This window comes from Lysinibacillus sp. FSL K6-1151 (assembly GCF_038630755.1).
Lineage (GTDB): Bacteria > Bacillota > Bacilli > Bacillales_A > Planococcaceae > Lysinibacillus > Lysinibacillus fusiformis_D.
This window is the reverse complement of record NZ_CP152040.1, coordinates 2,983,329-3,004,927: the sequence shown is the minus strand read 5'-3', so window position 1 is coordinate 3,004,927 and position 21,599 is coordinate 2,983,329. Positions and strand designations below refer to the sequence as shown.

Sequence of the window (21,599 nt, the reverse complement as noted above, 5' to 3'; positions counted from 1 at the left end):
CATGCGCTATATGGATGACACGGTCGTCATGAAACGATTGACCAAGCGTATTACATTTAATAAAGTTTGGAAAACCTTATTTTTCTTAGCAACTATGTTTGCGCTTGTGACTTTAGCTATTTTGTTATATCGCATAGTGTCACAGGGAATTGGTTATTTAAATATCGATTTCTTAACTAATTTTGCATCACGATTTGCAGATAAGGCAGGGATTAAAGCTGCCTTAATTGGGTCACTGTGGTTAATGGCAGTTGTTGCGCCAGTATCTATTATTTTAGGTGTAGGTACTGCGATTTATTTAGAGGAGTATGCTAAGAAAAATAGAATTAACGACTTTATTCGAATGAACATATCGAATCTAGCAGGTGTACCTTCCATCGTTTTTGGATTACTTGGATTAACAATTTTTGTCCGTATGATGGGGCTAGGCAAAAGTATTTTAGCCGCAGGGTTTACGATGAGTTTATTAATATTGCCTGTTATCATTGTAGCTGCACAGGAGGCTATTCGTGCCGTACCAAATGAACAAAGAGAAGCATCATATGGTATGGGTGCAACGAAATGGCAAACCATTTTACGCGTGGTGCTACCAGCTGCCATTCCGGGTATTTTAACAGGAAGTATTTTAGCCATGTCTCGTGCCATTGGAGAAACAGCTCCACTTGTTGTCATCGGGATTCCAGTTATTCTACAGTTTTTACCGAATAGTTTATTAAGTCAATTCACTGCATTACCGATGCAAATTTATGATTGGGCAAAGCGACCACAAGAAGCCTTTCAGTATGTGGCGGCCGCAGGTATTTTAGTGCTTATGACGGTTCTGCTATTAATGAACTCTATTGCTATCTTTATACGAAATAAATTCCAAAAACGTTATTAATGAGGTGACCTTATGGTGCTAGATTTAAAAGAGGAAAAAACGATTGTCAAGTTGAATCAAATGGCAACTAAGTCTTCAGATGATAGAGCGAAGAAGATTGTCTACGATACACGAAACTTAAATTTATGGTATGGTGATCACCATGGTTTAAAAGATATTAAATTAAGTATTTATGAAAATGAAGTAACGGCTATTATTGGGCCATCTGGCTGTGGTAAATCTACGTATCTAAAAACATTAAATAGAATGGTAGAACTTGTACCAAGCGTTCGAACATCAGGTGAAATCGTCTATCGTGAGCGAAATATTTTAGATAAAAGCTATACAGTAGAGGAATTAAGGACACGTGTAGGGATGGTGTTCCAAAAGCCGAACCCATTCCCAAAATCTATCTATGATAATATTGCCTATGGACCAAGAATCCATGGGATTAAAAATAAAAAGATTTTGGATGAGATTGTGGAGAAGTCACTAAGAGGGGCAGCGATTTGGGATGAGGTAAAAGATCGTTTAAATCAAAATGCCTATGGGTTATCGGGTGGTCAGCAACAGCGTATTTGTATTGCACGTTGCTTAGCGATTGAACCAGATGTCATCTTAATGGATGAGCCAACATCTGCTTTGGACCCAATTTCTACGTTGAAGGTGGAAGAGCTTGTGCAAGAGCTGAAAAAAGATTATTCCATCATCATCGTGACACATAATATGCAGCAAGCGGCTCGTATTTCTGATCGCACAGCATTCTTCCTAAGTGGAGAGGTTGTTGAATACGATAAAACAGATATTATTTTCCAAACACCAGCGGATCAACGCACAGAAGATTATATTTCAGGACGTTTCGGCTAAGGAGGAGCAATAGATGGTAGTTCGTGAGCGTTTTGAACAAGAGTTACAAGAGGTACAGGGTCAATTTATTGCCCTTGCCAACAGCAGTATTCTAGCGCTACAAACGGCTTTTGAAGCATTAGTAGAGCAGGACTTAGAAAAAGCCTTGAAAATTTTAGAAGATGATTTAGTCATTAATCGTCTTGAAGAGGAAATTAATGACCATGTGATTTTAATGATTGCTAAGCAACAACCAGTGGCAACAGATTTGCGTCGCCTTATGGTCCTTGTAAAAGCAGCAGCAGATATGGAAAGAGTGGGCGACTATGCGGTTAATATTGCTAAGGAAGCGATTCGAATTGGCAAAGAACCAATAGTGTTTCCGATAACCAATCTACAAACGATGTGTAATAAAACAGTCGAAATGCTAGAGAGTATCATGAAGGCCTTTACAGAGGAAGATACGGTACGTGCCAAAGAAATCGCAGAATTAGATGATTATGTAGACGATTTATACGGGGCAACAATTACACTTTTACTTCGCGCGGGTGTAGAAAATCCTGCACATATTTCGCAGATAACCCATCTCACATTTATTTGCCGATATCTAGAACGCTCTGCCGATCATGCGACAAATATTGCAGAACATCTATTTTACTTAGTCAAAGGCAAGCATTATGAATTAAATAATTAATGAGGAAGAGCTACTTTTAGCTCTTCTTTTCATTTGGATAAAAAAATTTTATGTAGCAGCAACATTGTCTTTTTCCCTAGCGTCTTTATAACGAGCACTATTGTATTGTCAAAAATTTTTTTTGGCTATACTATAGACATTATCCGAAAAATGTGATGCTTAGGAGGTGCTGCTACGTGAAAGATGCAATCGAAACATTCATTGAGCAATTTGACCAGCAGATGTCAAACGAACAACTAGACTATTTACGTTTTCTCTATAAAAACTTACATTTAGAGGAGTTAAGTGAAGGAGAACAACATTATTTTATCGACTATTTTTTCAAGAGCGAGCCATTACGAAATATGGCAGCATTTGCACTAGAATTGGCAGATATTATGCATGAAATTCGAGAAAATATCCCTGCTATTGAAAAAGCTGAACGCTTAGCAAACGGCCATGAGCAATACCTATATTATGAACGAAAATGGTCAGAGCTGAGACGTCAAAAGCTCAAGCAACAGACAACAAAAAGTGGTAATATTTTTTATGTGCCATTTCATGAATATCAACAGGAACCTGGGCCTATGATTATTTGTTTAGAACAAACGACGGGGATGGCTGCTTACTCTGATCTTTGTAAAAGTATGATTTTACCGTTATTTATGAATGCTCATCGTGAAGGTCGCGATTTATATATTGTTCCATATGATCGTCAAATTCATGTTCACTATCGCTTTGAAAATGGTCATTTAAATTTAGCTGATTTTAAGAGTTTTATCGAATATAAGGCACAAGGAGAAGCCGCAATATTGCCTGTTTTACAGTTTGTTAAAGCATTACTACAGGAAAATCAACTCGATGCTGAAGCGGATGTCATTATTTTTACAGAAGGAGCGCCTATTGATGGACAGCATCTCGTAACTAAACAAGCAAGAACGATGCTAGAGGAAATGAAGCGGAAATACCATGCTGAATTTTCAGTGATCGCCATGCACGAACATAATTTTAATAAACAGCAGTTTTGGTTTGCCAATAAGGCTTTTTTTGCGGATGATGCTATACAATAAAAAAATAGGGGCTAACCGTTTCTGAAGGTTTGCTCCTTTTTGGTGGAGATACATAGGTTTTTTAAAGGAGAAATACATGGATTCATTACTTTGGTTATTACCTAAATTTACAGTCCCAACTTGGATGGATGTCTTGATTGCCGCCATTATTTGTTTAGTTGGTTGGCTTATTCAACGTTTCATCATAAAAAAAATCATTCATTGTGTAGTGACTTTTTTAAGAAATCGCCAGCGGAAATTCCAGGCGAATGTACTTGCCCAATTCAGTAAAGCAATTGGCTATGCATTTATGACGACAGTCATTGTCCTGAGTTTATCTTATTTAATAGAAGTTCCTTTATTTACACATAAATCAACGAAAAATTTTGTATTGTCAATTCTGGTGTTTTTTGCGTTTAAAGGGATTTATGATGTATTAAATTTTTATACGAAACAACCATTCGAATTAACGAGTGAAGAGGATCAGAATGTCTTATTACCGTTTTTTCTACGAATCGGTAAAGTAATCATTATGATTTTTGCTATGTTCACGATTGCTTCGTTTTGGGATTTTAACCTCAATGGCTTTTTAACAGGGATCGGTTTAACTGGTGTGGCGATTGCCTTTGGGATTCGTGATACTTTAGCACATGTATTTGGTGGTATGTCTGTCGCGTTGGATAATCCATTCCAAATAGGAGATTGGATCGCAACGGAAGATCAAAAAATTGAAGGCACAATTGAAGATATCAATCTGCGAAGTACCTTAATTCAAACAGGGGATAAGGGGCTTGTCTATGTGCCGAATTCCTATTTAGTCAACCGCCCTATTTATAATTTATCAAAACGAGAAAAACGGAAATGTGAGCAATTTATCTATGTAGCAGCCGAAAATGAGGAGGACCATTTACGTAGTGCTTTAACAGCCATTCATAAGGAAATTTATTTGCATGCCAAAACGGAGAAAGAGATGATCCATGTTTTTATTGATGAATTTCATCATGATTCATATCGTGTACTTGTTCGTTTCTTTATTGCTACAAATGATACAGCTGTTATGCTAGAAGTGCGTCAGGATATTTTATTTGCTATTCGTCAAATAATGGAGGAGTTATCCATTACGTTAGCTACCCCTTACGAGGATGACAGTCTACGAAATAAAAAATAAATTGAATTGTGAGATAGTTTGCATTACAATATAACTTACAAATCAGCGTTGATGAAGAGTAGTAGCTATTTAAATTTGTCATAGAGAGCTAGTGGTTGGTGGAAACTAGTACAAATGAATGGTGAATGGACTTCGGAGCTCTAATCCTGAACGACAGTAGGGATTAGCGTATGCCTACGTTATAAGGCTTCAAGAGGGTCTTCTAGATTGGAGACCAATGAAGGTGGCACCACGGCTTTTCCGTCCTTTTGTGATGGAAAGGCCTTTTTTTATCTTGATTCAGTCATGTTTTTGTCTGAAAGTGAAGCGTGAGGTGCAGAAATTTTCCTCTTGTGTAGGGGAGATAGATGCTTGTTTTACTTTTTTAGCAGATTCAAACACCCGCTGAAGCAAGAGAAAGCCCCTCCATCGGATGTCACAGATTTTGAAGAGCTGCTATGTTAGTAACTTGAAAAAATCTGAACACACATACGCTGAGGAGGAGGCGATAGATAGGTGTAGAAGAGCAGAGAAGAGCTTAGAGAAGGAGAGAAGAGTATGACAGTTGAGCTTAGAAAGTATGCCATGAAAGTATTACAGGGGGATATGATGACCCCTATCTCTGTGTATCAATCACTGAGCGGGCAGCATAAAATGTTGTTCGAATCATCAGCCAAGCATGAGGAAAGTGGGCGATATTCCTTTATCGCCATCAATCCAGTGGCTGAATTGAAAGGGAACAAGGAAGAATTCATCTTTTCAAGAGGAATGGAAAAGGACACAATTAGTGGGAATGTGCTCGATCAATTAAAGCAAGTTATGCCATTTCATGAGGAGCACTATCCATTCGCCTTTTTTGGTGGGATCATAGGTTTCTTTGGCTATGAAACAGCTTTTTATACAGAAAAAATCGGAAACTATTTACAGGATGATTTAGCCATGCCTGATGTGCATGTTTTTTTCTATGATACCTTTATTGTTTTTGATCATGTAACACAGGAAATCACACTAGCCTCGATTGATCTATTTCAGGAGGGGCGTTCAATAGAGGAGATGGAGGCTGCTATTGCGACAATAGAGCAACAGCTTTGTGCAGGTACGACCTTTGAGGCATTGAAGGTAGATGAACTACATTTTACACCAATGATGACAAAGGAGCGATTTGTTTCTTTGGTGGAACGTGCTAAGCAGCATATTTTAAGAGGAGATATTTTTCAAATCGTATTATCACAACGCTTTTCAGCACCGTTCACAGGTTCACCATTCTCACTTTATCGTCAATTACGCACATCGAATCCGTCACCCTATATGTTCTATATGGATTTTGGATCCTATGTTATTTTAGGAACATCTCCGGAAAGTCTGGTAAAGGTAAAAAATCGTCAGGTGACAACCAATCCAATAGCTGGTACAAAGCCGCGTGGCGCGACAACAGAACAGGATGAAGCAATTGCAAATGCTCTATTAGCAGATGAAAAGGAAATAGCGGAGCATCGTATGTTAGTAGATTTAGGTCGCAATGATCTTGGATGCATTGCCAAAGTCGGTTCTGTAAAGCTAATGAAATACATGAATATTGAACGGTATAAATATGTGATGCATATGGTGTCAGAGGTAATGGCAGAATTACGAGACGACCTCCATGTTCTGGATGTACTGCGTGCTTGTCTACCAGCTGGGACTGTGTCAGGAGCACCTAAAATTCGAGCCATGCAACTGATTAATGAATTGGAACCAGTGAAGCGGGGCGTGTACGCGGGAGCGGTGGGCTATATTTCAACAACAGGTGATATGGACTTAGCACTCGCTATTCGGACAATGCTCATTAAGGATCAAAAAGCCCATGTACAGGCAGGGGCGGGAATTGTTTATGACTCCATCCCATTGTCGGAATACGAGGAAACGCTCAATAAAGCCCGTGCGCTATTGGAGGTCAAAAAATGATTTTATTAATCGATAATTATGATTCCTTTACTTATAACCTATTTCAACAAATCAGCGTGCTGGGAAAAAACGTTAAAGTCGTGCGAAATGATGCTATTACAATAGAAGAAATTCAAGAAATGTCGCCTGAAGCCATCATTTTATCTCCTGGACCAGGAACACCTGCTGAAGCAGGTATCACGGTAGCTGTCATCAAGGAACTGTATCAAAATTTCCCCATTTTAGGTATATGCCTTGGCCATCAATCGATTGGGCAGGCTTTTGGCTCCAATATTGTGCAGGCCCAAAATATTATGCATGGAAAGCTGTCACCATTACAATACGAGCAAACAGGTTTATTTAAGCGAATAAAGGGTGATATTGAAGTAATGCGTTATCATTCTTTAATTATTGAAGCAAGGACATTGCATAAGGATTTTAACATAATTGCAACAGCCGGTGATGATGGGGAGATTATGGCCATTCAACATAAGAATTATCCTCTTTATGGTCTGCAGTTTCATCCAGAATCAATCGGCACAAAAGAAGGCAATATCATGATGCAAGCCTTCCTCGATAGTATAGCGTAATGGCCGCAAAAAAGCTGTCGTCTAATGTGACGACAGCTTTTTAGGTTACTGCTTTTTGCCTGTAATTAACTTAGCAATTTCTTCTAAAGACATGGAAGAATTGACTTCATAGGAGCCGATTTGTAAGCTGCGGGCATATTTTGCGTTAGCGAGTAGTAACTCCATTTCAACACTATTGGTAATAATGCCGCCGTCTTCAAGCTTTTGTGCCACAATATAGGGTGTGATTCCACTGTATAATTGCAATGTCATCTTTGTCACATCACCGTTTGTTTCTTCAACGGCTTGTTCATCAGAATCTGTCGTAGACGTTTCTTCTGTTGTATGTACTGGCTTTAATTGTCCCTTTAACGAGGCAATTTCTTGGTTGGCCTTGTTTAGCTTATCTTGCAGTTGTTCTACCTGTTGCAGATTGCCAGCTTCTTTAGTAGGGAGACCAATATTTACATCAAAGCGACTGGAGAGTGCTAGCAAAGCTCCGACAAGAAAAATGGCAATGCCAAATGCGCGGATGGCGGACTTGTTCATCACTTATCGACCTCCATTTGCAATGACTTGACGAACTTGCTCTTCTGTTAAATTAGAACGAATACTGATATCAGCTACAGAAAGACCTTGTTTATTTAATTCGAGCACCTGACTAACAATAATTTGATGAATCGGTTTGACTTGGGTTGTCGTTTGTGCAATTTTTGACGCTTGTGCAGCCTGTTGAACAGCTTGCATGACTTGTTGAACTTTAGGGTTTTGTCCTTTTTGACTCGGAGCTGATGTTGATTTCACTTGGAATTCAGGCTCTAATAAAAGTTCTTCCTCGACAATTTTTAGGCGACGCTTTAAATTATTTGTTTCTTGGAAGATCGAGATGGATAATTCTTCGACATCTTTTTCGATTTTTTTCGAGCTATTTTTGAAAAAGAACGATAGGATGATTAAAATTATGCCGATACTCATTAGTAAGATGGATAAATCCAATAGTTTCACCTCAATGTAGTATGTAATTATAAGATATTTTACCATATGCAAACTTAATATGAAATGAAGGTAGATTTTTTTTCAGTTTATGTTATAATAGGTTAGTCGTATAAATCATGCTCAAATTTTAATTCTTGATATAGAGTGGGAGGGTTAATGATGCGCGTAAACATTACTTTAGCTTGCACAGATTGCGGCGAACGTAACTACATTTCTAAAAAGAACAAGCGTAACAATCCAGAGCGTCTTGAACTTAAAAAATATTGCTCTCGCGAGAAGAAATACACTCTTCACCGTGAAACTAAGTAATCGCTCATTAAGCCAAAACCACAAGTGGTTTTGGCTTTCTACATTTTATGAAATCATTTCGGGTATAAGGATACGAAGTATGATGATATAGGAGGTAGCCTGGATGGATAAAACAACATTACGAAATAAGATGCGACAAGCTCTTGCGACAATGACTGATGAAGCTTATCAATATCAATCATTAGCTATCGTAAAAAAGGTGCTACAGGAATCATATATAATAGAAGCAAATATAATTGGCATGACCATTTCAAATAAGCCAGAAGTCGACACCATTCTTTTAATTGAAGAATTATGGCGACTTGGTAAAAAGGTCGCTGTTCCGAAATGTCATCCAAAAACAAGAGAAATGTCATTTTACATTATTGATTCATTTGCCCAGCTTGAAACTGTATATATGCATTTGCGTGAGCCTATTCCAGCAAGATGTGAGTTAGTTGACGCAAATGACATGGATGTCATCCTTGTGCCTGGCGTTGTTTTTGACCGTAATGGCTATCGAATCGGCTATGGCGGTGGTTATTATGACCGCTATGTATTAAACTATAAAAAAGGGAAGCTGATGTCGCTGCTCTTTGATGAGCAAATCATTGATTGTGTCCCAGCCGAGGAGCATGATTGCCCAGTAGACATCATTATGACACCGACAGAACGTATTGATTGTCTAGCACAACGAGGAGCGAGCGAAAATGGATAAAATGTTAGATATTTATGAACTTTTGAAAACATATGGTACTTTTATTTATACACGTGATCCCATTGGCGATTTGATGTTAATGGAGGATGAAATACGTGAGCTCTATAAAGCAAATGTACTAGACATAAAAGACTATCAAATGGCATTGTTACTCATTCGACAAGAAACAACAAAACTTCGTATGGAAGAAAATAAAAAGTAATGTTTAAAATATAATGTAATGGAGTATTGTGAAAATAATGTAACAAGTATGTAATATTCTTAAAAACAGTGGATTTCCGCTGTTTTTATGTTTTTAAGAAACTTTTTACATTCCAAAACGTATATATAGATGTCTGGTGCATAAAAAGAGCGCGGAGAAAAAAATTTCCAAAAGATATGTGTTGATTATCTGTTAAAAAAGGATTAAGATATATTTTGTTTCCGTAACAAAATGTAAAAAATTATTATTTTTTTGTAAGGAAGTAGGGAGGATGTTAGGAATGAAATCAATAAAGTGGCCTAAACATTCATTTATGATACTAGCAATTATAGCAACATGGATCAAAACGGTCATTGTTTACCACACAAGCTTTGAGATGAAAATTGAAAATGCAATGCAACAATTTATTTTGTTTATTAATCCATTAAGCTTCTTGCTATTTACGTATGGTTTATCACTATTCTTTAAATCAGCAAAAGCTAGAAATCGTTATCTGATTACGGTCAGCGTTATTTTATCCATTGTTTTATACGGAAATGTAGCGTTCTATCGATTCTACAATGACTTTATTACGCTACCAGTATTATTCCAAACAAGTAATTTCAGTGACTTAGGAACATCAGTAGCAGCCATTGTTGAGCCATGGGATGTATTATATTTCGTTGATGTCGTTATTTTAATCTTAGCGAATAAATTTTTACCGAAAATGAAAGAAGCATTTAAAGTGAATATTGAATTCCGACGTGCATTTTTTGTATTAGCAGTCGCAATTTCATTTTTAAACTTAGGATTAGCTGAAACAGAGCGTCCACAATTATTAACACGTAGTTTTGACCGCGAATTATTAGTAAAAAATATTGGTACGTACAATTACCATTTGTATGATATTTATATTCAAACTAAATCATCTGCTCAGCGTGCATTAGCGGATGGCAGTGAATTAGTTGAAGTAAACAACTATGTGCGTTCTAATCAGGCTGCCGTTAACCCAGAGATGTTTGGGAAATATAAAGGTCGCAACTTAATTGTTGTGTCGATGGAGTCTTTACAAAACTTTGTCATCAATAATGATATGAATGGTCATGAAATTACGCCATTCTTAAACTCTTTAACAAAAGATAAAGATACGTATTATTTCAGTAACTTCTATCACCAAACAGGCTTAGGAAAAACATCTGACTCAGAGTTTATTGTTGAAAACTCATTGTTTGGATTAGGTCGTGGTGCTGTATTCTTCACGCATGGTGGAAATACGTATAATTCAATGGCTGAACGCCTTGGAGAAAATGGCTACTTTACAAATGTCATGCACCCGAATAATAAATCATTCTGGAACCGTGATATCATGTATCAATCGTTAAAAATTAATAAATTCTACGATATAGATTCATATACGGTTGAAGAAGGGCAAGCTGTCAACTGGGGTATGAAAGATACACCATTCTTAGAGCAATCTGCTGCTTTAATGAAAGACATGCCACAGCCATTCTATTCAAGATTAATTACGTTAACGAACCACTATCCATTCACTTTGGATCCTGAAGATATTATGATTCCTGAATATGATTCAAATTCAGGTACATTAAATCGTTACTTCCAGACAGTACGTTATATGGATGAAGCTTTAAAAGACTTCTTCCAAGAGTTAAAAGATCAAGGTGTTTATGATAACTCTATTATCGTAATGTATGGAGACCATTATGGTATTTCTGAAAACCATAATAAAGCGATGGCACAATATTTAGGAAAAGAACAAATTACACCAATGGACAATGCATTGCTTCAAGAAGTGCCTTTATTCATCCATATCCCAGGATCTGACGATGGTAAAGAAATGACAGAGATTTCAGGACAAATGGATTTACGTCCAACAATCTTACATCTTCTTGGCGTTGAAACGTCAAAAGACATGCAAATGGGTGCAGATTTATTCTCTCCAGAGCATGAGGATTTTGTTGTCTTCCGTGATGGACGCTTTATAACAGATAAATATGTTTATGCTGGAGAAGCTTGCTATGACAAAGCAACTGGTGAAGAAATAGATGGTGAGCCATGCCAGTCATATGCTGATCGTGCGACAATGGAGCTGGAAAATTCCGATGCTATCATAAATGGAGACCTGCTACGTTTCTATGATGAAAAGACAGGTAATTTAAAACAGGATTCCGTCAAATAACAAAAGAGAGATCTCAAGTTGAGGTCTCTCTTTTCTTTTTTGATTGACAAATTACTATAAGCAATTATAATAAATTTAAATATCTGCATAACGAAGATTTGTTTTTGCATTTCGGAGTATAAGAGTGAAAGGCATGGAAAAGAACGAGTAGCTTTAATCGAACTGACAGAGAGTAGCCGGTTGCTGAGAGGCGCAAGGGATATTAAAGTGAATACATCTTGGAGCTGCGTACCGAAATTTTAGTAGGCTACGACGGGGTTGCATCCGTAATCATTGCAAAAGTATCGCTATGGCTGTACTTATTGAGGAGGGCTGTGTGAATAGCTCTCGAAAAAAGGTGGTAACACGTTCATGAACGTCCTTAGGATTATTCCTAAGGGCTTTTTTTATGCCTTTACAGCCCAAGTGTTTATCTTGATTTGGCCGTCCTCTTACGCTGAGGCGTAGTTGATTAGTGAACTCTTATAGAGCTTGCAATATTAATATTTAATATTACAAGGAGATGTTTCATATGTTTTTAACACCAAAAGAGCAATTAGCGATAATTAAGAAGGGGGCTCATCAAATCGTTGATGAGCAGGAATTACTCGAAAAATTAGAGCGATCCTATAAGGAGCAGAAGCCTTTAATCATTAAGTTAGGGCTTGATCCGTCCGCGCCGGATATTCATTTAGGGCATGCAGTCGTTCTACGGAAAATAAAGCAAATGCAGGATTTAGGGCATCAGGCGGTCATTGTTATCGGTGATTTTACAGGGCGTATTGGTGATCCAACGGGTAAAGCAAAAGGCCGTGTCGCGTTAAGTGATGACATGGTCAAGCAAAACGCTAAAACATACTGTGAGCAAATTTTTAAAGTGATAGATATGAACAAGACAACTATTCGTTTCAATAGTGAATGGTTAGCAAAGCTGTCATTTGAAGAAGTCATTCAGCTGGCAGCCACGACATCCGTTGCTCGACTGTTAGAACGTGAGGACTTTCAAAAACGGTACCGTCAGCAAATACCAATTGGCATCCACGAATTTTTCTACCCGCTTATGCAAGCATATGATTCGGTAGAGCTACAGGCCGATATTGAATTAGGGGGAACAGATCAAACATTCAATATTTTAATGGGCCGCACCTTACAAAAGCAACGGCGGTTAGAAAAACAAATTGCCATTTTTATGCCATTACTCGAAGGTTTAGATGGCATTGAAAAAATGAGTAAGAGCCTTGGCAATTATATTGGTGTCAGTGAAGCGCCAGAGGTCATGTTTAAAAAGGTAATGGAAGTACCAGATGCCTTACTCATCAAATATTTTGAACTAGCAACAGATGAGCATCCACTACAAGTGCAAACCATTCAAGATAGACTGCAAATGGGAGAGAATCCCCGTGATGTAAAATTACAGTTAGCAGAAATTATAACGGCCTTATACCATGGGACTACAGCAATGGAGGAAGCTAAATCCTATTTCCAAGCTGCATTTCAAAGAAAGGAAATACCAAAAAATATTCCTATACTGCTCCTAGAAATTGATAAGGAAAGAATAGTGGATATTATCCCACAACTAGTGGCAATGGATTATATTCATAGTAAGAGTGAATTTCTGCGGTTAATCAAGCAAAATGGAGTATCCTTGAATGGAGAAAAAATAGTGATGGATGATTTATCACTTGTACTAATGAATGATGATGTCATTCAAATTGGTAAGAAACGATTTCTTAAATTAAATAAATAATAAATACAAAAAAAGAGCAATCTCCAGGGAGACTGCTCCTTTTTGTCTGAATTTTAGTGTAATTGTGGTGGATACCCACTGTGAACAATCGTCATGATGACGAACCATCCGAATACAGCGGCACTTAATAAGTTGAAAACAACGCTTAATAGGTTCTTTTCTTTTATTGCTTGGAATGTACCAACTACAGCTAAAATCGCTACTAGACCAAAAATAACCATTAATAAGTTCATTAAAAATAGACACTCCTTTCGACATCAGAAAATGAATGTCGCAAACAATATTCCTCCTTAATTGTAAACGTTCTGTTTGTTTTTGTCGAGAACTAAAATAGCGTAAACTATGAACATTTATCGTCAAATTGTGGCAAAGCCTGTATAATAGAAAGTTGAGGTGATCACTATGATGAACGTACGAAGTTATTCTCTTGGACCTGTTCAAACGAATTGCTATATCGTATCGAATAAAGAAAAAGAATGTATTATATTTGATCCAGGTGAGGAAGCAGAGCGTCTTATTAAAACAATTCGTAGCAATGGCTTAAAACCACTTGCTATCTTTTTAACACATGCCCATTTTGATCATATAGGGGCTGTAGATGCTGTACGCGAAGTGTTTGATATTCCTGTATGGATTCATGAAAAGGAAGTTAGCTGGCTAGGAGATCCAACGAAGAATGGCTCTAGTAAATATGCTGCATTACCAGATTATAGGGTAGCAGCACCAGCGCAAGACACAATTATTAAAGAAGAACAGCTATTTGAGATCAGTAATTTTGCTTTCCAAGCTGTTTTTACGCCTGGACATTCACCTGGTAGTATTTCTTATGTTTTTGATAATGACGGTTTTGCCATTGTTGGAGATACGTTATTTGAACAAGGTGTGGGACGTACAGATTTAGTAGGTGGCTCAACAAAAGTATTATTAGCATCCATTCATCACAAATTGTTGACATTACCCGAGGATACTATTATTTATCCTGGACACGGAAATTATACAACAGTAGGCGCAGAAATGGAGACAAATCCTTTCTTAAATGGATTTTAAAAAGGAATAACCAAAGCGCATAAAAAAGCGTATCTCAGCATTGTGAGATACGCGATTTTTTTTGTATTAATGACCGCCACCAGGTACGTGAATGAATGTTGTATAGTACGTGAAGCCAGCGAAGAATACAGTTAAATATGCTCCGAAAATGTACATGTACATACGTTCTGAAAGGTTTAAGAAGCCTAATAATAAGAATAAACCTGTATTACCTAAGAATAATAGCGATACCTCGTTCATACCACCAAGGTAGAACATAACGGCAAAAATACCTGTCCAGAATGCCATAACTTTATACATATTATCCATGAAGATTTCCCCTCCTTTTGCCCACGACACAATAATCTCTTACTCATTATAAATGATATGAAAGGTGTCTGTAAACTGGAACTTCTCCGTCTTTGTGACAAACAAATGGATTTTTAATCTAGCTTTCGATTTCTGTCACGTTTATTTCATATTTACATAAATCGCAATTATGTATCATACTTTCAATTTGCACAAATTCATTGTTCGTAAACAATGCATCTAATTGACCTTTTAAATAGGATTCATGTAATGAACAAACAATATCAGAATGCGAAGTAAGTTGCTCCTGGAAAGGACAATTGAAGATGGAGAAGGTCACTTTTTTGCCATGTTCGGTTTGTTGAATTTGTGGAATATAGCCAATTAAAGCGGCATTGTCCGTTAACAGCTGAAGCTTTTCATCGAAGGATAGAGAATTATTTAATGTTAATTCAGCGCTGATATAATTTTTCATTTGCTGGTATCCGTCTTGGTAGCTAATTTCTTGGCACTTCGTTAAGGCAGATGGTCCAATGTCTTCAATTAATTGGATCGTCCATTTTAATAAACGATCTTCATCGCGTCTTGGAAATGTTAGAGATACGCCTTTCTCTGAAGCTTTATAAACACGTCCAGGTCTACCACCTTTGCCTGTTTTGACATAGTCCGCAGAAATAATATTGATTTCTGAAAGCTTTGTTAAATGAAGCCGAGCAACGTTTGGATGGATGCCGAATTGATCAGCAATATGTTGTACTGTGACTGTTTTTTTCTCTTGCAATATGTACTCATAAATAGAGTACCTTGTTTCATCGGCTAATGTACTAGTAATTTTCAATGGATGGATCATGCGCTTCACCTCTTTAAATTTTTTTAAAAAATTATGTTCGCCTACCAAGTGTTAGGAAAATAATCATGTTCATTCTATTATATTGTATTATTGAAAAAGGTACAGTTCATTTCGGCATAAATATTAATTTTTTCATGCATTTAACTTCTTTTTTAGTGGGAAACTGCACTTTATCCACATTTTTATAGCAAAAAACATGATTGACAGGAAAATGTGCAACAAATTTTTATTTTCAGAAAAGGGCTTTTCTCGTGGCATTTTCCTCTTTATACTAGGAAATAACGAATAGAGCGGTCATATTCGAATGAACTAGAAGTGAGGTGCATATATGCAGAATTTTGAAACAGTTGTTGAACAAAAATGTGAGCAACTTTTACTAAAGGCCTATCATTTTGGTGCATCCGATTTATTACTCGTTCCAGGTAATAAAAGATATCAGGTTTATTTTCGAAAATATGATAAGCTACTCCAAGCTGGTGAGCTCCCAAATGAACTTGCAGAAAGAATGATTTCCTACTATAAATTTCTTGCGGCATTAGATATCAGTGAACGACGAAAACCTCAAAGCGGCTCCTTTCAAAAAGCAATGGAACACAATCCATACGCCTTTCGAGTATCCACACTGCCTTCCGTCTTTTTAAAAGAAAGCCTAATTATCCGTTTACTTCTCCAAAATCATACATTCCCACTAACGTCATTAAGCTATTCCAAAAGTGCAGCACACAATTTAATGGAGCTTGTGCAACATCGTCAAGGTCTTCTGTTTTTTACAGGCGCAACAGGCTCTGGCAAATCTACATCACTCTATTCCTTAATCCATTATTGTTCCACAGAATTAAATCGGCATGTGATTTCTTTAGAAGATCCTGTAGAAAATAGCCAAGCAAATTTACTTCAAATTCAAGTGAACGAGCGAGCGGGCGTTACATATGCTATGGGACTAAAGGCCATTTTACGTCACTCTCCTGATGTTATCATGATTGGTGAAATTCGAGATAAAGAGACAGCAAAAATTGCTATCCAAGCTGCCTTAACAGGACACTTAGTTGTCTCAACCATTCATGCAAAAGATACCATTCGTTGCCTGTATCGTTTAATGGACTTAGATGTGTCGATAGAGGAGCTTCATCAAACGATTATCGGTATTGTGGCACAAATACTTGTTCAGACTTCAGCAGTACAAGATGAGCGCCGTGCGGTATATGAAATTTTACAGGATGTTCATTTAACAAGAGCCATTTCTGCGATTAAAGAAAAGGTCAACTATGAACTCCCTTATGAATTAACATTAATGGGACAAAAAGAATTAGTGGAGAGCTTTTATGCACCTACAAACATATATCCATAATATTTTGCTTTATTATAGTAGGGCGACAAAATGGCGAGTAAGGGAGCAGGCACAATTTTTTAATCGATTATGTGTGTTAATGCAAGAAGGATATTTATTTCCTCAGGCCATTTCAATGCTATTGCCTCATCATATAAAGGCGCATGAAGATATGCAGCAGCAAATTGATGAAAAACTGAAGCAAGGGGAAGGGGTTGCAGGGATACTTGAAACTTTACAGCTGAGCAAGCATTATTTAATGGCCATCAAGGTAGCAGAAAACAATGGTCATATGATAGAAGCTTTACAAGGTGTAGCTAAGCAAATAAAGGTAAGTGAAATGACCAAGAAAAAGCTCATAAAGCTGCTGATCTATCCTGTCACGCTGATCGTATTTTTGCTGTTATTATTTTTGGTGTTTCGTACCATCTTTTTACCAAACATCGAAAGACTGGTAGCCGGCCGAACCGCAGAAACAGAAACAAGTATTACGTTGTCCACTACGTTATTACATGTTCCTGATGTAGTTATCCTCACCATTTTCATCGCAACAGGCAGTTTATTTATTGTTCGTCTCTATCTCAATCGACAGCCTACTGCACATCAACTCACCATCCTATTCAAGATTCCTTTTATTCAACGCTATATGCGACTGATATTAACAAGACAGTTTGCTGCTTATTTAGGAAGCTTACTGCAAAGTGGATTTTCATTACAAGCCAGCCTCCAACTTTTAGAAGAGCAACAACTTCAACCTTTTCTGCAAATTCTTTCGCAGCGCATAAAAGAAAGGGTTATTTTTGGAGAGTCACTAACACTTGCCGTAATGAGACTAGCTGTTTTTCAAAAGGATTTTCCTGTTTTTGTAGAGCACGGTGAGCAAAGCGGCTATTTAGGAAAAGAATTAGTGTTGTATAGCGAGTTATTACTGGAAAAACAGGAACAACTTCTGCAAAAAGTATTAGCATTTGTACAACCAACCTTCTTTATCCTCATAGCAGTCTGTATAGTAGCTGCCTATGTCAGTTTATTATTACCCATCTATCACATGATTGAATTAGTTTAGGAGGGAAAAGATGAAACGTATCAACGAACAAGCAGGGTTCACTTTAATCGAGATGCTAATTGTTTTATTAATCATTTCAATCCTTATTTTAATTACGATTCCAAATGTTACGAAGCATTTTGCTACCATTGATGAGAAGGGCTGTAAGGCTTATATATCTATGGTACAAGGGCAGGTCGAGGCCTATCGAGTAGATTTTATGACCTATCCAACATTAGATGATCTAGTGATGAAAGGCTATTTAAAAGAACATGAAACGACCTGCCCAAATAAAGCCGAAATAGTCATCACGAATGAGGGAGAGGTACGACTAGCCAATGCAGATTTGGAAACAGGGTCAAATAGCTGATGAACATAATAAAAATGGTGGTTTTACAATTCTTGAAATACTGATTGTTTTGTTTCTTGTTATGAGTTTAACAGCGATTGTTAGTAAATTTTCATTCAAAATAGCAGAAGCAAAGGAATTGGAACGATTTTTTACGCAAATGCAACTAGATATTCAGTATATTCAAACCTATAGCATGAATGAACGGCAATATATAGCAATGAAAATAATAAGTCCCAGTAATCGTTATGTTATTCAAAAAGATTTTTATACCATTTTATATGAACGTCCTTTTCCAAAAGGAGTCGAGTTTTTGAACGCAGAAAGTTCTATTCATACACTTAGTTATAATACTAAAGGAAATGTTATGTCAGCTGGAACCATTGCCTTTAAAACCCCTCAAGGAAAGAAAAAAGTCGTTATTACATTAGGACGAGGGAGAGCTAGAGTTGAATGAGTCAGGCTATTCTTTTGTAGAAACCATTTTAGCTATGGGGATTTTAACAATATTGTGTATGTCGTTAATACCGCTTACCTATACGATGAAGACGAATCTTACAAATAAAAAACTAGAACTCATCGCAGCTGAAACTGCCTATGAAGGTTTAAAGCAATATCAGGCAGTACAGCAAACAGAAGGCTCTAGGACCATTGAACAAGTAGAGTATCATTGGGAATTTGATGGACAACAAATTTGTGTCCGTTTTCAAAACATGCGTGAACTGCGCCAAAAATGTATACAAGATACAGGTGAAGTCCGTGAATGACAAAGGCTATACATTAATAGAAGCCATATTTCAATTGGTTGTTTTTGTGCTTGTATCTCATCTTTTTGTTCTTATTATGCTGTGGTTTGCTGAAATGAAATCAACCATGCTAACAGATGAACAAACAAAGTGGGAGCTATTTGTTTATGATGTAAATCATTCTCTACAGAATGTCTCTGCGTTTGCTATTCGGGAAGATCGAAAAAGAGTGAGCTTTCAAACTGCAAATACAATCCATCATATTGATTGCTATCCTAATATTATTCGTGAGCAAATAAATGGTGGACATGTTCCCATGCTAATCGGAATTAATAAATGCCAATTTAATTATACAGAAAACATGCTGACGGTAGCTGTTGAAATGACTAGCGGTATTCAAAAGGAGCGAAGCTTCTATGTGCCAATTATTGAAAAATGACAGAGGGGCTATTTTTTTGATCGCAATTGCATTATTATTTTTTGTAACTACTTTTGTTCTTGCGTATTGTATGTCTTATGAAATGCAGTTTCGAACATATGATGGGCTAGAAAAATTAAATGTTCAAACTACGATAAATTTATTAGGACAAATTTTGTCAGACAGTGTAGAATCGTAGTTATAAGAAGGTGATCCGAATTGCGAAAAATATATTTAGTTGGCTTTATGGGCAGTGGGAAAAGTGCGTTAGGAAGACGTTTAAGTTATTTATTAAAGATGCCATATTATGATATGGATCGTGAGATTGTGCGCCAGCAGGGAATGACAATTCCACAGATTTTTGAAAAATACGGAGAGGCCCATTTTCGAGAAATAGAAACAGAATTTTTGAAAAATTTCAGAGATGAGGCTTGTATTATTTCTACAGGTGGTGGCGTTGCCATTAATGCTGAGAATCGAAAAATTATGAGACGTAGTGGATTAGTGTTTTTTTTAGATGCGTCTTTTGAAGATATTTATAAACGAATACAGCATGATCCAAACAGACCCATTGTCCAGAGCTCTACAAAGGAAGAGCTAGAAAGCCTGTATCATTACAGAAGGAAGTTTTACCGTGAGGTAGGACATATCCAAGTATTGACAGAAGGTAGAACTATCCGTCATATTCTAGAGTATTTAGTATTTCAAGTGAAAAGATTAAAAAACGAACGATGATTGTATTATTGATAAATTATGTTCGTGTTTTATTATCTTTTAAAAAATGATTGCCTTTTCAATGCATTTAATGTTAGGATATAGACAAATAAGTAACTAAATGTTCATTGACTACTAAATAGTACCAAGAACTATCTTGGGCGGATGATTGTGCGGGGAGAGCGCGTGTAGACGCCACCGAAGGAGCAAGTAGTAAATGGCTATGAATCTCTCAGGTAAAAGGACTCGTACAAGACGCAACTCTGGAGAGAGCTGTAGTATAACAATAACAGCCACCAAAGGGGAAAGCCGGCTGATTGGCAGTGTGAAAACTTGCGAGCCAGTCTGGTGTAACTTTCAGGTGCAAGGACAGAGAATCCCGAAAAGGGGTTCGTCTGTCTTTTTTTATGTCCACAGGTGCTTTAAAGATTGGAAACGATACGCACTGACTGTATTAATACAAAAGCAGACGAACTACTACCAGTAAAAATGTAACGAACAATAAGGGGGCAAAAAAGAATGACGAATGAATTAAAACGTACACCTCTATTTGAAGAATACGCGAAATACGGTGCAAAAACAGTAGACTTCGGTGGCTGGGAACTACCTGTTCAATTTACTTCCATTAAAGAAGAACATGATGCAGTGCGTCATCGTGCAGGCTTATTTGATGTATCACATATGGGAGAAATTTTAGTAACAGGTCCCGATGCATTAGGTTTTTTACAAAATCTTTTATCAAATGATGTATCTAAAATTGTTAATGGCCAAGCGCAATACACAGCCATGTGTTATGAAGATGGAGGCGTTGTTGACGATTTATTAACGTATAAATTAGCTGGTAATCACTATTTATTATGTGTCAATGCAGCCAATATTGAAAAAGACTATGATTGGATGATGGAAAATCAACATCAATATGATGTGACGATTGATAACCAGTCCGATGCTTATGCACAAATTGCTCTTCAAGGACCATTAGCAGAGGAAGTTCTTCAATCCCTTACTTCGACTGATGTTCGTGCCATTAAATTTTTCCGCTTCCAAGAGGGCGTTGAAGTTGCGGGTCATCAAGTATTAGTTTCTCGTAGTGGCTATACAGGAGAAGATGGCTTTGAACTTTACGGTGCTCCAGAAGATATTAAAGCACTATGGGGTAAAATTTTAGATGCTGGTCATGATAAAGGCGTAGTACCGGCAGGTTTAGGATGCCGCGATACACTACGTTTTGAAGCAGGGCTACCATTATACGGTCAAGAGCTATCGGCAACAATTTCTCCACTTGAGGCTGGGATTGGCTTTGCTGTGAAATTAAATAAAGAAGACTTCATTGGTCATGAAGCATTAGTAGCGCAGAAGGAAAATGGTCTTACACGCAAATTGGTAGGCATTGAAATGATTGATAAAGGCATTCCACGTCATGGCTACAAAGTGTTCAAGGACGGTAAGGAAATCGGTGAAGTGACAACGGGTACACAGCTTCCTTCATCTAAACGTAATGTTGGTCACGCTTTAATTGACAGTCAATTCGCAACAATCGGAACTGAGCTAGAAATCGAAATTCGTGGGAAACACTTAAAGGTAATAACAGTAGAAACACCGTTTTACAAGCGTTCAAAATAATAGTTGAAAAGAGGGACCTA

General features: G+C 37.2%; 26 protein-coding genes, 1 riboswitch and 2 other annotated features. Of the genes, 21 read left to right on the top strand and 5 right to left on the bottom strand.

Annotated elements, in window-relative coordinates; translation table 11 throughout:
* The first annotated feature begins 1 nt into the window (after window position 1).
* The 7 genes from pstA (at window position 2) to MHI04_RS14455 (ending at window position 7,087) form a co-directional block, all read left to right on the top strand.
* Window positions 2-880 (top strand): phosphate ABC transporter permease PstA, encoded by an 879-nt coding sequence (gene pstA / locus MHI04_RS14485; protein ID WP_036120300.1) that lies wholly within the window; start codon window positions 2-4, stop codon window positions 878-880.
* Window positions 881-940: 60 nt separating this feature from the next.
* Complete coding sequence (gene pstB, locus MHI04_RS14480; protein ID WP_342535776.1) at window positions 941-1,726, top strand: phosphate ABC transporter ATP-binding protein PstB; 786 nt, start codon at window positions 941-943, stop codon at window positions 1,724-1,726.
* A 13-nt stretch (window positions 1,727-1,739) separates the two neighbouring features.
* Window positions 1,740-2,399, top strand: coding sequence for a phosphate signaling complex protein PhoU (gene phoU / locus MHI04_RS14475; protein WP_036120292.1), 660 nt, complete (start codon window positions 1,740-1,742; stop codon window positions 2,397-2,399).
* Between the two features lie 176 nt (window positions 2,400-2,575).
* Complete coding sequence (locus tag MHI04_RS14470; RefSeq protein WP_058844129.1) at window positions 2,576-3,448, top strand: hypothetical protein; 873 nt, start codon at window positions 2,576-2,578, stop codon at window positions 3,446-3,448.
* 76 nt (window positions 3,449-3,524) lie between these two features.
* A complete protein-coding gene (locus MHI04_RS14465) occupies window positions 3,525-4,595 on the top strand; it encodes a mechanosensitive ion channel family protein (RefSeq protein WP_036120260.1) in 1,071 nt (356 codons plus the stop codon).
* A 39-nt stretch (window positions 4,596-4,634) separates the two neighbouring features.
* Window positions 4,635-4,846: a binding site (T-box leader), on the top strand.
* Window positions 4,847-5,132: 286 nt separating this feature from the next.
* Entirely contained in the window at window positions 5,133-6,518 is a 1,386-nt protein-coding gene (trpE, locus tag MHI04_RS14460; RefSeq protein WP_340811674.1) for an anthranilate synthase component I, read from the top strand.
* Window positions 6,515-7,087: an aminodeoxychorismate/anthranilate synthase component II gene (locus MHI04_RS14455; RefSeq protein WP_036120254.1), complete on the top strand. Its 573-nt coding sequence runs from the start codon at window positions 6,515-6,517 to the stop codon at window positions 7,085-7,087. Before trpE ends, MHI04_RS14455 begins: the two co-directional genes overlap by 4 nt.
* A gap of 45 nt (window positions 7,088-7,132) precedes the next feature.
* On the opposite strand, the gene MHI04_RS14450 is transcribed toward MHI04_RS14455, so the two are convergent.
* Both MHI04_RS14450 and MHI04_RS14445 read right to left on the bottom strand, forming a co-directional pair.
* Window positions 7,133-7,615, bottom strand: a complete 483-nt coding sequence (locus MHI04_RS14450) for a hypothetical protein (protein WP_036120279.1) — start codon at window positions 7,613-7,615, stop codon at window positions 7,133-7,135.
* A 3-nt stretch (window positions 7,616-7,618) separates the two neighbouring features.
* A complete protein-coding gene (locus MHI04_RS14445) occupies window positions 7,619-8,071 on the bottom strand; it encodes a hypothetical protein (RefSeq protein ID WP_308221987.1) in 453 nt (150 codons plus the stop codon).
* Window positions 8,072-8,221: 150 nt separating this feature from the next.
* Here MHI04_RS14445 and rpmG point away from each other — a divergent pair, with 150 nt between their 5' ends.
* From rpmG to tyrS, 5 genes are all read left to right on the top strand, one after another.
* Complete coding sequence (rpmG, locus tag MHI04_RS14440; RefSeq protein WP_008408521.1) at window positions 8,222-8,371, top strand: 50S ribosomal protein L33; 150 nt, start codon at window positions 8,222-8,224, stop codon at window positions 8,369-8,371.
* A 103-nt stretch (window positions 8,372-8,474) separates the two neighbouring features.
* Window positions 8,475-9,068 carry a 5-formyltetrahydrofolate cyclo-ligase gene (locus MHI04_RS14435; RefSeq protein WP_340809229.1) on the top strand — a complete coding sequence of 198 codons (594 nt, stop codon included), beginning with the start codon at window positions 8,475-8,477 and terminating at the stop codon, window positions 9,066-9,068.
* A complete protein-coding gene (locus MHI04_RS14430) occupies window positions 9,061-9,270 on the top strand; it encodes a YqgQ family protein (protein ID WP_036120247.1) in 210 nt (69 codons plus the stop codon). The genes MHI04_RS14435 and MHI04_RS14430 overlap by 8 nt, the downstream gene beginning before the upstream one ends.
* Window positions 9,271-9,550: 280 nt before the next feature.
* Complete coding sequence (locus MHI04_RS14425; RefSeq protein ID WP_271910317.1) at window positions 9,551-11,446, top strand: LTA synthase family protein; 1,896 nt, start codon at window positions 9,551-9,553, stop codon at window positions 11,444-11,446.
* Between the two features lie 125 nt (window positions 11,447-11,571).
* Window positions 11,572-11,812 (top strand) — a binding site (T-box leader).
* A gap of 145 nt (window positions 11,813-11,957) precedes the next feature.
* A complete protein-coding gene (gene tyrS / locus MHI04_RS14420; RefSeq protein ID WP_058844131.1) occupies window positions 11,958-13,172 on the top strand; it encodes a tyrosine--tRNA ligase in 1,215 nt (404 codons plus the stop codon).
* Between the two features lie 53 nt (window positions 13,173-13,225).
* Here tyrS and MHI04_RS14415 read toward each other — a convergent pair whose 3' ends face one another.
* Entirely contained in the window at window positions 13,226-13,405 is a 180-nt protein-coding gene (locus MHI04_RS14415) for a DUF2759 domain-containing protein (RefSeq protein ID WP_036120238.1), read from the bottom strand.
* A 169-nt stretch (window positions 13,406-13,574) separates the two neighbouring features.
* On the opposite strand from MHI04_RS14415, the gene MHI04_RS14410 reads away from it, so the two are divergent.
* Complete coding sequence (locus MHI04_RS14410; RefSeq protein ID WP_058844132.1) at window positions 13,575-14,219, top strand: MBL fold metallo-hydrolase; 645 nt, start codon at window positions 13,575-13,577, stop codon at window positions 14,217-14,219.
* Window positions 14,220-14,285: 66 nt separating this feature from the next.
* Here the strand turns inward: MHI04_RS14410 and MHI04_RS14405 are convergent, their stop codons facing one another.
* Window positions 14,286-14,528: a DUF2626 family protein gene (locus tag MHI04_RS14405; protein WP_004231035.1), complete on the bottom strand. Its 243-nt coding sequence runs from the start codon at window positions 14,526-14,528 to the stop codon at window positions 14,286-14,288.
* Window positions 14,529-14,646: 118 nt separating this feature from the next.
* Complete coding sequence (locus MHI04_RS14400) at window positions 14,647-15,357, bottom strand: helix-turn-helix domain-containing protein (RefSeq protein WP_036120229.1); 711 nt, start codon at window positions 15,355-15,357, stop codon at window positions 14,647-14,649.
* Window positions 15,358-15,685: 328 nt separating this feature from the next.
* Between MHI04_RS14400 and comGA the strand changes: the two genes are divergently transcribed.
* From comGA to gcvT, 8 genes are all read left to right on the top strand, one after another.
* Complete coding sequence (gene comGA, locus MHI04_RS14395) at window positions 15,686-16,705, top strand: competence type IV pilus ATPase ComGA (protein WP_036120226.1); 1,020 nt, start codon at window positions 15,686-15,688, stop codon at window positions 16,703-16,705.
* Entirely contained in the window at window positions 16,680-17,750 is a 1,071-nt protein-coding gene (gene comGB, locus MHI04_RS14390; RefSeq protein WP_342534966.1) for a competence type IV pilus assembly protein ComGB, read from the top strand. Before comGA ends, comGB begins: the two co-directional genes overlap by 26 nt.
* A gap of 10 nt (window positions 17,751-17,760) precedes the next feature.
* Window positions 17,761-18,099 carry a competence type IV pilus major pilin ComGC gene (gene comGC, locus MHI04_RS14385; protein ID WP_036120220.1) on the top strand — a complete coding sequence of 113 codons (339 nt, stop codon included), beginning with the start codon at window positions 17,761-17,763 and terminating at the stop codon, window positions 18,097-18,099.
* A complete protein-coding gene (gene comGD / locus MHI04_RS14380; protein ID WP_051891606.1) occupies window positions 18,068-18,535 on the top strand; it encodes a competence type IV pilus minor pilin ComGD in 468 nt (155 codons plus the stop codon). The genes comGC and comGD overlap by 32 nt, the downstream gene beginning before the upstream one ends.
* The gene (locus MHI04_RS14375) at window positions 18,528-18,845 is read left to right on the top strand and encodes a type II secretion system protein (protein WP_036120217.1); all 318 of its coding nucleotides are present in this window, start codon (window positions 18,528-18,530) and stop codon (window positions 18,843-18,845) included. Before comGD ends, MHI04_RS14375 begins: the two co-directional genes overlap by 8 nt.
* Window positions 18,838-19,263, top strand: coding sequence for a competence type IV pilus minor pilin ComGF (gene comGF / locus MHI04_RS14370; RefSeq protein WP_330493181.1), 426 nt, complete (start codon window positions 18,838-18,840; stop codon window positions 19,261-19,263). The genes MHI04_RS14375 and comGF overlap by 8 nt, the downstream gene beginning before the upstream one ends.
* Window positions 19,264-19,461: 198 nt before the next feature.
* Window positions 19,462-19,977: a shikimate kinase gene (locus tag MHI04_RS14365; protein ID WP_036120210.1), complete on the top strand. Its 516-nt coding sequence runs from the start codon at window positions 19,462-19,464 to the stop codon at window positions 19,975-19,977.
* Window positions 19,978-20,121: 144 nt separating this feature from the next.
* Window positions 20,122-20,214: riboswitch (glycine riboswitch) on the top strand.
* A 261-nt stretch (window positions 20,215-20,475) separates the two neighbouring features.
* A complete protein-coding gene (gene gcvT / locus MHI04_RS14360; RefSeq protein WP_342534965.1) occupies window positions 20,476-21,579 on the top strand; it encodes a glycine cleavage system aminomethyltransferase GcvT in 1,104 nt (367 codons plus the stop codon).
* Window positions 21,580-21,599 lie beyond the last annotated feature (20 nt).